Below are 14,107 nucleotides of genomic sequence, written 5' to 3'. Positions count from 1 at the left end.
GAACTTTTTCTTTGCGTTGTTCACATTATGCTTTGGGTCAGGACGCGCGTGTCACGTCCTTTTTACCACAGCTTCTTCACATTCCACAGTCGTTCTTCACATACGGAGATGATGGTTTTCAGTGCTTTAATTCGTGCTGCACGTTTGTTATTTGCCGGGATAATTACCCACGGTGCATGTTCGGTTGTGGTGTTATCAATCATATCTTTACTTGCTTCAAGATAAAGGTCCCACTTCTCACGGTTACGCCAGTCTTCATCTGTTATCTTCCATTGCTTCTCAGGTGTAACTTGTCGTTCTTCAAAGCGCTTCAACTGTTCGTCTTTATCAAGTACAAGGAAGAACTTGATCACAATGGCACCTTCTATCGTCAATGCTTTCTCAAATTTATTAATCTCATCGTATGCGCGCTGCCATTCTTTATTCGTTGCGAAGCCTTCCACACGCTCAACGAGTACACGTCCATACCAGCTGCGGTCGAAGATTTCGATATGCCCGCTTCTCGGGACATCTGTGGCAAAGCGCCATAGATAATGGTAACTCAGTTCTGTTTCAGTCGGGGCACTGATGGCGTTTACTTCATATCCTGTTGGATCCAGACTTTCACGTACACGCTTAATATTGCCGCCCTTTCCTGCAGCATCCATACCTTCATATACAAGCATCAGAGGGATTTTACGTTCATACAGTGCATATTGTAGTTCACGGATACGTGCCTGTAGCTTCGGTAATAGTTCTTTATATTCTGCTTTAGACATATTATCAGACGTATCCTCGAACATATCTGTTGTGAAGTCTTCTGTAAAGGCACCGTCACGTTCGTCTTGCTTCGATTTCTCTTTAGCTTTCAGCGCTTTTTCGAGTCGCTTAATGATGACTTCGTACATTTCATTGACAGCCTTGCCACGTTCTGTATAGTCGATATGTGTCCATGGTGCTATCTCTTCTGTCGCTTTCATCAAATCAATCATACCGTCCTGGTAGACTTTGGTCGGAATACTCGCTTCATATTCCTGAGCTTTCCAGCGTGTCAATGGATTCTTCTTCGTCTGTTCTATATGCTCCTGACGCTTTTGTTCATTTACTGATAGATAGAATTTAATAATCACATAGCCGTCATCTGACAACATCGATTCAAATCCTTTAATTTCCTGCGTTAATAAATCATAGTCTTTAATGATGTCTTTCTTATAGCCATGCTCTTCAAAATCAAGCTTCTGGGCATACCAACTCCTAAAGAAGAGCGTTACCCCGCCTTTTTTCGGAATGTTATTCCAATACGGGTACAGGAACGGATAGCGTAATAACTCCTCATCCGGACGTTTCGTTGCATAGAAGTTTGTATATTTTGCATCAAGCGTCAGTAAGAGTTCGTTAGATAGTCGTGACTTTCCTGAAGCTGGTATCCCCTCAAATACAATCATAACCGGAATGCCTGCTTCATGTGTCTTTCTTACGAGCTCTGCTGTCGTAAGCTGTAACTGCTTATCTATTTTCGTCATATGACCCCTCCTCAGCGTATTAATTTAATTATACTATTAAATGACAGATTTTTAAGAAATTTTGTATTTCATTATTTCGATTATTGAAGTATTATTATAATAGTAAGAAAAATTAGATAATAAGGAGCGCTATATGATAACATTCCAAAACTATAAATATGAACGACCCGACTTGCATGCAGTTAACCAATCTATCGATCAGTTACTTGAACAGTTTGAAGCAGCGACATCTGCTGAAACGCAAATAAAGCTGATCGATGATATTAACGTAGTAAGAAAGCATCTCGATACTGCAATGAATCTTGCGTATGTGCGTGCTTCAATTAATACAAATGATGCATTTTATTCTGAAGAGCGCGACTATCTGGATGCACATGGTGGAGAAGTCATTCAGATTGAATCCAAGTTCTACAATGCACTTGCAAATAGTAAATTTAAAGATGCACTGCGTGAGACTTATGGTGATCAGCTGTTTGATCTTGCTGAAATGTTCGTAAAACAATATGATGATTCAATCAAGGATCTCTTGAACAAAGAAAATAAAATCTCATCTGAATATAGTAAGCTCGTTGCTTCAGCAGAAATTGAATTTAAAGGCGAAACATATACATTCGCACAGATGGGACAGTTTCTCGATTCTGCAGATAGATCAGTCCGCAAAGAAGCGAAACTTGCAATGGAAGAATATCGTGCTGCGCAGTTAGCACAGTACGATGAAATCTATGATCGACTCGTTAAAGTACGTCATGAAATCGCAACGAAACTTGGCTTTAAGAACTTTATCGAGCTTGGTTATGTGCGTATGAACCGAGTGGATTACACACCTGACATGGTAAAGAGATATCGTGATCAGATTCATAAGCATGTTGTACCAGTTGCACAAAGTTTGTATCAGTCTCAAATGAAGCGTAATGGATGGGATAGCTTAAAGCCATATGATGAGAGTATTGTGTTCTTATCAGGGAACGAGAAGCCAAAAGATGACGGAAAAACAATCTTAGAGAACGGTCGTAAAATGTATAAAGAGCTCAGTGCAGAAACAGATGAATTCTACCAGTTCATGATGGACCGCGAACTGTTTGATGCAGAAGCGAAGAAAGGGAAAGAAGCTGGAGGTTACTGTACGTTCATCCAAGACTATAAATCGCCGTTTATCTTCTCTAACTTTAATGGAACAGATCATGATATTACCGTACTTACACATGAAGCCGGACATGCATTTCAAGTGTACCGTTCGCAAGACTTAATTCCGGATTATTTATGGCCGACACACGAATCATGTGAAATTCATTCAATGAGTATGGAGTTCTTCACATATAAATGGATGGATCTCTTCTTTAACAACCCAGATAAGTTCAAATATAAACATATCGGGGATGCCATCAAGTTCTTACCTTATGGTGTGACAGTTGATGAATTTCAGCATATCGTCTATGAACATCCTGAATTATCGCCACAAGAACGTCGTGCTGAATGGACGAAGCTTGAACAGAAGTATTTACCACATAAAGATCATGACGGTATCGCAGCTTTAGAAGGTGGTGCATTCTGGCATCGTCAAGGCCATATCTTTGGTTCACCGTTCTATTATATCGACTACACGCTTGCACAAGTTTGTGCCTTCCAGTTCTTCAAACGTTCGACAGAGGATTTTGAAGAGGCATGGAAAGATTATCTGCACATCTGTGATATTGGTGGCTCATTACCATTCAATAAAATTGTTGAAGCGGCAAATCTACGCTCTCCATTCCAAGACGGTACATTAGAAGATACGATGACGTTCCTTGAAGATTATCTTGATGAAATCGATACGAGTAATTTTTAGTTCACTATAAAGATATCCCCATCGATATAATATATCGATGGGGATATTATTTCATTGCGATACGTTATGATTTTCTTAATAAGATTAATCCTGATAACAACAAACTCACAGATGCCAATACATACATGAAGACATTTTCTCCTGTATCGGGCAGCTTAGCATGTTTTTTTACTTTTTGTTTTTGCTTTGAAGTCGCTTTTGAATCCTTGTCTTGATGGCTTTTTTTAGATTTACCGATTTCACGTGTCACAAGGTCCCACACTTGTTTATCAAGCGCCGCATAATACGCTTCACCATCTGTTGGCTTAAACTTTCCTGGCTTAATGCTAAGCAAGTCATCATCTTCTTCAAGAGAAGAATATTCCGACTCACTATCACTTAGTTCTACTGGACTCACCGGAGTGTCAGGCAGCTCAGGAATATCAATTGTGCCTGGTGATGGGGGAACTACGCCAGCTGAGTAATCATTACCATCATATTTAGGTGGTGTTGAATCTGCATCATCATGTGAAGGGAATGCCAGTGCTGGATGCTCTGTTGTCGGATGTTCTGTTATTGGATGCTCTGTTGTTGGTACTTCTGTTGTTGGGTGCTCAGTCGGTTGATTGACTTCAACTGAAGGTAATTCTGTCGTTGGTGTCTGTTCTTTGGATGGTATTTCTGTTGTTGGTGCTTCTGTTGTTGGCTGTTCTGTCGTCTCATCTTCCTTGATAATTTCAGTAGACACGATTTCAATCACTGGACTTTCTGGGCTTTTGTCTTCAGTCGATTTCAATGAAGATTCGTTTTTTATAGATTCTACTTGCTCACTTGACGGCTGTTCTGCTGTTACTGAATTATCTGCAGCTTCAGACAGCGTTGCATTTTGAGTAGATAAACCCAGCATACATACCAATGCCGCAACAGCTTTCACCTTAAATTTGTACATTTCTAATTCCTCCAATTTCCACTTAGACTAATTATAATGGAGAATGTACACTTTTTCTATGATGAGGATGCATTGTTACACACATTTAACATTTCATATATAAATGAAACATATCAAAATTTAATGCCAGAAATGAATGTGTTGCAATTCTAGTGAATTTTAGTATAATTAATATATCTAATATAAAATATATATAATACATTGTAAAGAGGGATAATAATGGAGAGACAATTCTTTTCGAAAGACACACATATTGGTGCTGTACATCTTAACGTTAACTTTATGGATAACAGCGTAAAGTTTTATCATGAAATATTAGGTATGGATATTATCGAGCATACCCCTACATTTTCATCACTTGGGGTTAATGATAGCGTTCTGATCTATTTATATCAGACGAATCATGCGCGTGTTCAAACTGCAGGGCTGTTTCACTTTGCCCTATTGGTTCCTTCTCGTGCTGTGCTCGGCAATATTTTCTACCACCTCATTAAGACTGAATATCCGTTAGCAGGTGCGAGCAATCATGATGTTTCAGAAGCCATCTATTTGCAGGATCCGGAAGGTAACGGGATAGAAATTTACAGAGATGTGCCAAGCAATGAGTGGCAGTTTGAACCAAATGGTAATATCGTCATGGGTACATCTGAAATGGATTACGCAGCTGTTATTGAAGCAAACCATAACCGTCCATTCGATGGTATGCCGAAGGATACAATCATTGGACATATGCATCTATCAGTCATTGATTTAAATCAGTCCATTGCTTTCTATAACGAATTGTTTGGCTTAGATGTAATGACTCGCTATGGTAGTCAGGCAGCATTTATGGCAACAGCCGGCTATCATCATCATCTTGGATTAAATACATGGCAACATCAGACTGAGCGCGCACGTCTTGATTATCCAGGATTAAGGAAATTCGATTTGAATATCCCAAATGAAGAGGACCTCCAGCACTTTTTAGAAACATTATCAGAAAAAGGATCAACTCAGTTAAAAGATGAGAATTCAAATATTGTATATGACCCTAGCGGCATCGGAATTAGAATAATGACAAAAAATTAGAAGTGTAAACTATGGGATTATTTAAGAAAAAATATAGTAAGCTTTTAGACACTATGAAAACATGAGGACCGTTTCATCATAACAAAATAAAAACATCTATAAAAAGCTGCATGTATGACACCGATAACCCGGTACATACATGCAGCTTTTCTATTATAAGTTCTCTTGTTCGTGCGTAATTTTACGTGTTTCATTTAAATTCTGCATATTAGATAATACTGTATCCTTTAAATACGCACAAACTCTTAGATAAAGTACGTCCACAATTGTAAGTTGTGCTGTACGTACTGTCATATATCCTAAATTGATTTCATTTTCTTCTTTCGCCATCGCAAGTACAATATCCGCCATACGAATAGCAGGAGATGAGAACTTTTGTGTTAATAATATAATCTTAATCCCTTTCTCTTTTGCATATTTACAAATATCTGTAATAACCTTATTCTTACTTGTTTCAGATGTAATGAATAATACATCTCCTGCTTCATAGTGTCCTAATAATGTAATCGCAGATAAAAGATCTGTTGCCAGAATTGCAGACTGATCAATATTCATCAGCTTTACATGCAAATCTGTCGCAACAACTCTTGAGTTCCCGACGCCAAAGATCATAACGCGTTTTGCACTTGTAATTGCCTGGGCCGCTTCATCAATCACTTTAGCAGAAATGACCTTCTCTGTATTATAAAGTGCTTGAATTGTATTGTTGAAGACTTTCTCTTTCATTACTTCTTCATCGTCTGTTAATTCAATCTTCGTCGGTACCTTTTTATCTGCAATTGTGTGAAGTTCACGTGCGAGCTCCACCTTAACCACTTTAATCCCAGATAATCCAAGACGCTTACTGAAGCGTACAATGGCTGCTTCACTTGTATTTGAAAGATGTGCAATTTCTTTGATTGGTAAGTTGACCACCTTTTCAGGGTACTCAATGACAACGTCGGCAATCCTTTTTTCAACTGGTGTAAAGCTATCGTACATCTTTGTAATTTGACCTAATACTGAATACATAATTTCAGCTCCTTACATCTTATTCAATTAATGTTATGCCCTATTTAATTTCAATTCGCTAGCTTCACTTCAGTATAAATATACTATTTGCTGAAAACAATTAAAACAAAAATTTTCTAAAATTTGTGGATGTTTTTATGCATCCTTTAAATCATACTTCCATAGCTTCAAATAAACATCCCCATGAACCGCCGATGTTCTAATGCCATCTGCTGATTCTGATGTATTAATACGCGTGGACATTACTGCTTCTCCATCATTGATAAATATCTCTATCGTCTGTTTATGAACAATGCAGTGTAACTTTGTCAATGGTTCGTGCAACGTAATAAACTTTGTATAGGGTTCATCAATCAAACCACTATCCGAACGATCCACAGTAAATATTCTTTTCTCTGTGTCATAGATCAATACCGTGCGCTCTTTTCTTGAAACACGTAATTCAAGTATATATTCTAAGGCATTATTCTCTATAATCTCAGCGACAAGTTCATAATTATTGCCTTCATAAGGATGCAGGCGAACATTCTTCCTTGTGGCGTAACCTTCTGCTGTTTCAAGTTTGCCTTGCCTACTAGAAGAAAGCAGTGGCCGTTGTCTTAGCTGTCCGTCCTCGATTGACACAATCCTTGGTGTAGCAAGTACATCACCAATTCTGCCGATTAATAGGCAACGGTCTTGTTCATCCAGCATAAAGGTGACGGGCTGATAATCGAATCCATGGTCAGCAATATTATAATTCAATTGTGATGGATACACATCTAACTTGCTGCCGACTTGCGCTTCAAGTTCCTCTAATTCCTGCTCTGTTAATGGCACTATCTGGGATTCCTTCATCATAATTCTCCTTGAAATATATTACTTATATTCTATCAGAAAATATAAAAAAAGAAGTAGCTTTGTCACTACTTCTCAAGTTCTTCTTCAATCAGTTTCTGTTCACCTTTTAAATATTGTCTATAGCCGATCTTACTTATTTGGATACTCACTTCATACAGCAGTAACATCGGCACAGCGAACATTAAATACGTCATAAAGTCAGCAGGTGCAATTAATGCGGCAAAGACAAATAAAATAAAATAAGCATACTTACGGTTCTTACTTAAGAACATCGGTGTGACGATACCAAGTCGTGTTAAGAACAGTAAAAGAATCGGTAACTGAAAGACAAACCCGAAAGGCAGCGTAAAGCGCAGCATTTCGTTAAAGTACTCTCTTACACCAATCATCTGGTTGACACCAATCTCGCTTGCGAGCCCTAACGTAAAGAAGATGAGGTAAGGAAATACTAAATAATAACTGAACAATAGCCCAGCAAGAAATAATATAATACTGATCGGAATATATGCTAACGTAGCGCTTCTTTCTTTGGGATGCAGTCCGGGTGAGATAAACGCCCATATTTGATACAGAATAACAGGCGAGATTAAGATGAGTGCAATTAACATAATCACTGTAATATAAATTGTCAGCGGATCACTTACTTTAAAGTAATGTAAAGTAATTTCTTTTGGCACATCATCCTTCGTCAAGTACTTTGTGACCGGCTTTCCGAAGTAGAATCCGACGATAACGCCTGCTACTAAGAAGTAACAGACTGTCATAATTCGTTTACGCAGTTCTTCTAAATGCTCAACTACTGTTAAATCATCTTTATTCATGTAAGGAATTGACCTCCTCATACAAAAAGCGGCACTGCATCGCCGCTTTAAAGTTTCGATTATTTGATATCTTTGTTATCTTTGTCGTCGTGATCCTTCATGATACCATCTGTTGCATCTTTGAATTCTTTAAGAGATGTCCCCATGGCACGACCAAACTCTGGTAATTTCTTAGGGCCAAAGATAATTAAAGCGATAATTCCTAGAAATATAACAACTGGTCCTGATAATGCTAAACCTAAAAACATATATTTATCCCCCTAATGATTTTTCATAAAGAAAATTAATGATTGTAATTCCACGCCAAGATCAATGTGATGTACATGTACTCCGCTCGGTACATTTAAACGCTCTGGTGTAAAGTTTAATATACCCTTTATTTGTGCTTTTGTCACTCTATTTGCGACGTCTTGGGCAACACTACCTGGAACCGTCAAGATAACCACTTGAATTCCTGTAGCCTCTACAACCTTCTCAAAATCCTTCATATCCTGGACTTCAATCTTGCCAATCTTACGACCAATCGTTTCATCATTCGCATCGAATGCTGCTGTAATCTTCATTCTATCATTGATAGAGAAGTTATAGTTTACTAATGCTGTACCTAAGTTACCGACACCGATAATCGCAACCTTCGTAATCATATCCTGCTGTAACGTTGTCTTAAAGAAATTCAGCAGGAAATTAACGTTATAGCCATATCCTTTCTTACCCAGTTCTCCAAAATAAGAAAAATCTCTGCGTATTGTTGCAGAATCAATCTGTAATCCTTCACTTAGTTCCTTACTGCTCACTCGTTCAACATTTGAATTATATAACGTATTAACAAAACGATAATATAAAGGAAGTCGTTTCAAAGTGGCTTTAGGAATCTTAATTTCGTCCTTCGACATCCTAATCACCCGTTTCTATTTTTGTGATAAACTTCACATCGATACAATTATAACATCTATATTAATAAATGACTATGTGAAATTATGAATTAATGATAAATCATTCCCACTGATATCACACTAATGTACAATAAAAGAGAGGTGAGCAAAGTGATACTATTACAAGCTAGTAATTTAACTAAATCCTACTCAGGTGAAAATATATTTTCAAATGTAAAATTTGAAGTCAAGTCCAATGATCGTATTGCGATTGTCGGTAGAAACGGTGCAGGGAAGACAACATTAATGAAGATTCTTGCAGGAACTGAAGACTATGATTCAGGTCATCTGTCTATTGCTAAACATGTGAATGTAGGTTACTTAACACAACAGATGACTTTAAATGCTGAAGGTACCGTATATGAGGCTATGAAGAAACCTTTCTTACATTTAGAGCGCATGCAGCAAGAGTTAAACAACATTGCTACCTATTTAAGTGAGCATAGCGCAGATGCACATAGCGATGCATATCAAGAGAAATTAGCAGAATATGAAAGACTACAACAAAAGTTTGAATCACAAGATGGCTATCTATATGAAACAAAGATCAAGTCTGTCTTAATGGGATTAAGCTTCACAGAAGAAGACTTTCATAAAAAAATAGATCGTTTCTCTGGTGGACAGAAGACACGTCTCGCACTCGCTGAGATGCTCCTTCATAATCCCGATTTATTATTACTTGATGAGCCGACGAACCACCTGGATATGGATACAACTGCATGGCTGGAAAATTACTTAACAACATACAGTGGTGCCATCGTCATTATTTCACATGACCGTTATTTCTTAGATAAGGTTGTGAATACCGTATATGACGTCGCACTCGGACAAGTAACGAAATATGCTGGTAACTATTCCAAATTTATTGCACTGCGTGATCAGTTCTATGATAAGATGCAGGCCGAATATGATCGTCAGCAAGCTGAAATCAAACGACTCGAAACATTCGTACAAAAGAATATTACCCGTGCATCAACGAGCGGGATGGCAAAGTCTCGCCGTAAAGTATTAGAGAAGATGACGAAGATTGATATGCCAAAGCAAGATGACCACTCAATGAACTTGCGCTTTAATATCGATAAGGAAACAGGAAATGACGTACTGCGTTGTACAGAGCTTGCAATTGGCTATACAACGCCTCTTGCAACCAATATCAACTTTGATGTATCTAAACAAGACGCAATCGCATTTATCGGACCGAATGGAATCGGAAAGACAACGCTCATCAAAACAATCGCTAAACTATTAAAACCTCTTGACGGAGAGGTTCATTACGGTGCAAACTTATCTATCGGTTATTACGATCAGAAACAAGCTGAATTCTCATCAAACAATACTGTATTAGAAGAATTGTGGCAGTACTATCCTACAATGCCGGAAAAAGAAATCAGAACTGTGCTCGGACGTTTCTTATTCGTACAAGATGATGTTAAGAAAATCATCAATGACTTATCCGGTGGCGAAAAAGCTCGACTCCAGCTCGCAAAGCTTAGCCTTGAAAATCATAACGTGCTCATACTCGATGAGCCGACGAACCATTTAGACATCGATGCGAAAGAAGTACTGGAAGATGCCCTTATCCATTACCCAGGAACATTGCTCTTTGTCAGTCACGACCGTTATTTTATCAACAAACTGGCGACGAAAGTATTCCATATGGATAAAGAAGGCGGGCGTATGTTCCTAGGCGACTACTCTTACTTCATTGAAAAAGAAGAAGAACGTATGGCCATACTTGCACATCAAGCAGAAGAACAAACGCAATCCGTAAACAAAGAGAACGACTATGACGCATTCAAAGCGAACCGAAAAGAAACAAGAAAGCTAGAGCGACAAAAAGAGAAGCTGGAAACGCAAATCGAAACAAACGAAGAGCGTATCAATGAAATTGAACTCGAACTTACAAAGCCAGAAGTATTCAGTGATATCGAAAAGGCAAACACATTCAATGAAGAACTTATCCGACTCAACAATGAAAATGAAAAATTACTTGAAGAATGGTCAGACATCGAAATGGCCTTAGAAGGATAATTTTTCATTAATACACGCTATTTTCTGAAAATAGATATTCACACAGTTATACACAATAAAAATGTTATATTATAAGTAATCCACAAAGTTATTATACTTATCCACAGAATTTTAACAAAAACATATCGCTTTTAATGTGTAAAACGTACTATTGACATATTGTTATGCACATTTTGTTAACAACTTGTGTACAAGTACGTATGTTCGTGTTTTTTAATCAATGTAGTTTTTATTGGATAATTTATAACAAGGACGGCATAACGTGTATGTATGTGAAGCATTATCCTTTCTAATTTATTAGATTTCTATGCTATAATTTCACAATAAAAAGGAAGTCATCCAATAGGGTGACTTCCTTTTTATTGTGACAGTTATTTATTACCAACTTTGTAACTATAGATCGATATTTGAACGCCCATTTAGATCCATCGTTCCAAACTTGCCTGCAATATATTGATAATAAGCTGCTGCTCCAATCATTGCCGCGTTATCTGTGCATAGATTTAACGGTGGTATTAATAGTTTAATATCATTGCTATCACACATCATTTCCATACGTGCACGGATGCCACGGTTTGCCGCCACACCCCCACATATAAGTAGCTGTTTAATATCATAATCTTCTAGCGCTTTGAATGTCTGTGTAGTTAATACATCAATAACACTTGCCTGGAAACTTGCAGCAACATCTTCTTTGTTGTAGCTGATCCCTTTTTGATTTAAATTGTGCAGTTTATTAATGACTGCGCTTTTAAGTCCACTGAAGCTGAAATCATAATCATCCATAATCGGACGTGGAAATTCTAGTACGTCTTCTCCACTTGCAGCAAGTCTATCGACGTGAGGCCCGCCTGGATAAGGTAAGTCTATCGTTCTTGCTACTTTATCATATGCTTCGCCCACCGCATCATCTCGAGTTTCACCTATCACTTCAAAAGCCATATGATCTTTCATGAGCACAAGTTCTGTATGCCCTCCCGAAATGACAAGTGCAAGCATCGGGAATGTCAATCGTTCTTCAATATGATTCGCATAGACGTGTCCTGCAATATGATGTACTGGAATCAGCGGTTTACTGTGTGCGAGCGCCAACGCCTTCGCTGCATTTATACCGACAAGCAATGCACCAATTAACCCTGGTCCTTCAGTCACAGCTACAGCATCAATATCTTCCCAGGTCATATGCGCTTCAACAAGCGCTTCTTCAATAACCATCGTAATATTCTCAACGTGATGTCTACTCGCTACTTCAGGTACGACACCACCAAATCGTTTATGTGATTCAATTTGAGAATTGACGATGTTACTTAACACTTCGTAGCCATTACGTACAACACTTGCCGCAGTCTCATCACAGCTTGTTTCTATTGCCAGAATCGTTATATCTTTCTCATTATTCATCGTAATTTCACCCACATCACTTTCGCATCCTCACCAGCACCATAATAGTCGCGTCTAATGCCTCCATAAGTAAAGCCGAGACTTTCATATAGTCCTCGTGCTGCGTTATTTTCTACTCTCACTTCTAAACTCATCATTTCACATGTTATTCGTGCATAGTTTATTACATACTCTAGTAATAGCTTCCCGTAACCGAATCCTCTAAACTGTTCATTCACTGCAACGGTCGTAATTTGCGCCTGATCTACGACAATCCACATGCCTAGATAGCCAATCACTACTCCATCCAGAACAAGCACAAAGTAATGTGCAAATTCATTTTTCTCCAGCTCATGATAGAAAGCATCCAATGTCCACGATCCACTTGGAAAGGCCTTTTGCTCAATATCATATACTACTGGGACATCTGCTGTTTCCATCTTTCTAATAACTAATCCTGTTTGTTCAGCCAATTGCGTTCTGCCTCCGATATCCTTAAATATGTCGGTTCAAATGTATGAACATTCACTGGATGATCGATATCAATTAAACGACGCATTTCAGCACTTCTAGGTATACAATAAAATACAGGGCCCTTTAACGCATCTTCAAGTTTCACAGCATCCATCCCTAAGAAGATATAAGGTAAGTGCTGCGCCTTTAATTTATCATTTAATTCATCTATAGAAATATAACAATCCTCTTCCACGCGTTCTAATCTAATCCCTTTATAACGATATATTCCAGCATACACATGATTTCTACGTGCATCAAATACAGGAATTAGCAGGAATTCATGCATCCTTACAGTTGCTGCTAATGCAGCTAAGCTAGATACTGAATATAGAGGAACATTCAAAGTATACGCCAGCGTCTTAGCTGCAGTCACACCAATACGGAGACCAGTATAAGATCCTGGTCCATAAGCAACGACGATACCTTCAATATCTTTCATCGTTAACTGTGTATACTTCAATAAACGCTCGATCTGGCTCATTAATGTAATGGAATGATTAATACGCACACCACTATTAAATTCAGCTAATACACTATCACCATCAGTAATACTCACGGATAAAGGCTGATTACTCGTATCAATATGCAGTAATTTCATCAATAATCTGCTCCTTTAAGCGATTTCCTCTAGAACCCATCGCCTGAATCTCTATTTCACGTTTTGCATCTTCAATATACTTAAGATTAAGCTCAATATAATCTTCGGGAAGGAAGTCTTCAATCATCTCAGGCCATTCAACAATTGTGACACCATCTCCATAGAAATATTCATCAAATCCCAGATCATCTTCTGCACCTTCAAGACGATAGCAGTCCATATGGTGAAACGGAAGCTTACCTTCGTACGATTTTATAATATTAAATGTAGGAGAAGTAATCTTCTGTTCTATACCAAGTGCTTTCCCAAAAAATTGGCTGAAAGTCGTCTTTCCAGCCCCTAGATCACCATGAAGTAACAACACGTCCCCATGCGTGACGAGGGTCGCAATTGTTTGAGCGAGACGCTCTGTATCTTCAATTGAATTTATCATTATTTTCATGTAACACACTCACTTCAATATATTTTAAATATCTATTATTGTAACACATTTAATTTACTTAAATTAAGACATAAAAAAAGAGACCTAACAGGTCCCCAGTGTGCGGCTCATCGCATCCATCTATATATTGCCCGGCAACGTCCTACTCTCGCGGATCGTAAGACCAACTACCATCGGCGCTAGAGAGCTTAACTTCTGTGTTCGGTATGGGAA

14 protein-coding genes and 1 rRNA gene are annotated in these 14,107 nt (G+C 38.2%); 3 read left to right on the top strand and 12 right to left on the bottom strand.

Annotation, left to right across the window (positions count from 1 at the left end; all coding sequences use genetic code 11):
• Nucleotides 1-62: 62 nt before the first annotated feature.
• A complete protein-coding gene (locus tag CD152_RS01280) occupies nt 63-1,502 on the bottom strand; it encodes a polyphosphate--AMP phosphotransferase (RefSeq protein WP_015912212.1) in 1,440 nt (479 codons plus the stop codon).
• A gap of 133 nt (nt 1,503-1,635) precedes the next feature.
• On the opposite strand from CD152_RS01280, the gene CD152_RS01275 reads away from it, so the two are divergent.
• The gene (locus CD152_RS01275; protein ID WP_101140832.1) at nt 1,636-3,327 is read left to right on the top strand and encodes a M3 family oligoendopeptidase; all 1,692 of its coding nucleotides are present in this window, start codon (nt 1,636-1,638) and stop codon (nt 3,325-3,327) included.
• Nucleotides 3,328-3,391: 64 nt separating this feature from the next.
• Here CD152_RS01275 and CD152_RS01270 read toward each other — a convergent pair whose 3' ends face one another.
• Nucleotides 3,392-4,255 carry an LPXTG cell wall anchor domain-containing protein gene (locus tag CD152_RS01270; protein WP_103214250.1) on the bottom strand — a complete coding sequence of 288 codons (864 nt, stop codon included), beginning with the start codon at nt 4,253-4,255 and terminating at the stop codon, nt 3,392-3,394.
• 219 nt (nt 4,256-4,474) lie between these two features.
• On the opposite strand from CD152_RS01270, the gene CD152_RS01265 reads away from it, so the two are divergent.
• On the top strand, nt 4,475-5,323 hold the full coding sequence (locus CD152_RS01265; protein WP_101140834.1) for a VOC family protein: 849 nt from the start codon (nt 4,475-4,477) through the stop codon (nt 5,321-5,323).
• Nucleotides 5,324-5,476: 153 nt separating this feature from the next.
• Here the strand turns inward: CD152_RS01265 and CD152_RS01260 are convergent, their stop codons facing one another.
• The 5 genes from CD152_RS01260 to CD152_RS01240 all read right to left on the bottom strand — a co-directional run bounded on the left by CD152_RS01260 (nt 5,477) and on the right by CD152_RS01240 (nt 8,888).
• Entirely contained in the window at nt 5,477-6,334 is an 858-nt protein-coding gene (locus tag CD152_RS01260) for a MurR/RpiR family transcriptional regulator (RefSeq protein ID WP_101140835.1), read from the bottom strand.
• A 135-nt stretch (nt 6,335-6,469) separates the two neighbouring features.
• On the bottom strand, nt 6,470-7,171 hold the full coding sequence (locus tag CD152_RS01255) for a GH32 C-terminal domain-containing protein (protein ID WP_157821018.1): 702 nt from the start codon (nt 7,169-7,171) through the stop codon (nt 6,470-6,472).
• A gap of 68 nt (nt 7,172-7,239) precedes the next feature.
• Nucleotides 7,240-7,995 (bottom strand): twin-arginine translocase subunit TatC, encoded by a 756-nt coding sequence (tatC, locus tag CD152_RS01250; protein ID WP_015912219.1) that lies wholly within the window; start codon nt 7,993-7,995, stop codon nt 7,240-7,242.
• Between the two features lie 59 nt (nt 7,996-8,054).
• The gene (locus tag CD152_RS01245) at nt 8,055-8,243 is read right to left on the bottom strand and encodes a twin-arginine translocase TatA/TatE family subunit (RefSeq protein ID WP_041636185.1); all 189 of its coding nucleotides are present in this window, start codon (nt 8,241-8,243) and stop codon (nt 8,055-8,057) included.
• Between the two features lie 12 nt (nt 8,244-8,255).
• Nucleotides 8,256-8,888: a redox-sensing transcriptional repressor Rex gene (locus tag CD152_RS01240; RefSeq protein ID WP_099482722.1), complete on the bottom strand. Its 633-nt coding sequence runs from the start codon at nt 8,886-8,888 to the stop codon at nt 8,256-8,258.
• A gap of 150 nt (nt 8,889-9,038) precedes the next feature.
• On the opposite strand from CD152_RS01240, the gene CD152_RS01235 reads away from it, so the two are divergent.
• Nucleotides 9,039-10,958 carry an ABC-F family ATP-binding cassette domain-containing protein gene (locus CD152_RS01235; protein WP_101143465.1) on the top strand — a complete coding sequence of 640 codons (1,920 nt, stop codon included), beginning with the start codon at nt 9,039-9,041 and terminating at the stop codon, nt 10,956-10,958.
• A 393-nt stretch (nt 10,959-11,351) separates the two neighbouring features.
• Here CD152_RS01235 and tsaD read toward each other — a convergent pair whose 3' ends face one another.
• The 5 genes from tsaD to rrf all read right to left on the bottom strand — a co-directional run.
• On the bottom strand, nt 11,352-12,359 hold the full coding sequence (tsaD, locus tag CD152_RS01230) for a tRNA (adenosine(37)-N6)-threonylcarbamoyltransferase complex transferase subunit TsaD (RefSeq protein ID WP_101140838.1): 1,008 nt from the start codon (nt 12,357-12,359) through the stop codon (nt 11,352-11,354).
• Nucleotides 12,356-12,778: a ribosomal protein S18-alanine N-acetyltransferase gene (rimI, locus tag CD152_RS01225; protein WP_101140843.1), complete on the bottom strand. Its 423-nt coding sequence runs from the start codon at nt 12,776-12,778 to the stop codon at nt 12,356-12,358. Before rimI ends, tsaD begins: the two co-directional genes overlap by 4 nt.
• 11 nt (nt 12,779-12,789) lie before the next feature.
• Nucleotides 12,790-13,452 (bottom strand): tRNA (adenosine(37)-N6)-threonylcarbamoyltransferase complex dimerization subunit type 1 TsaB, encoded by a 663-nt coding sequence (tsaB, locus tag CD152_RS01220; RefSeq protein WP_101140839.1) that lies wholly within the window; start codon nt 13,450-13,452, stop codon nt 12,790-12,792.
• Complete coding sequence (gene tsaE / locus CD152_RS01215) at nt 13,433-13,894, bottom strand: tRNA (adenosine(37)-N6)-threonylcarbamoyltransferase complex ATPase subunit type 1 TsaE (protein ID WP_101140840.1); 462 nt, start codon at nt 13,892-13,894, stop codon at nt 13,433-13,435. Before tsaE ends, tsaB begins: the two co-directional genes overlap by 20 nt.
• Nucleotides 13,895-14,023: 129 nt before the next feature.
• A 5S ribosomal RNA gene (gene rrf / locus CD152_RS12275) occupies nt 14,024-14,107 on the bottom strand; the annotation flags it as partial.

The organism is Macrococcoides caseolyticum, assembly GCF_002902665.1.
GTDB lineage: Bacteria > Bacillota > Bacilli > Staphylococcales > Staphylococcaceae > Macrococcoides > Macrococcoides caseolyticum.
This window is presented reverse-complemented; position numbering and strand designations above follow the sequence as displayed.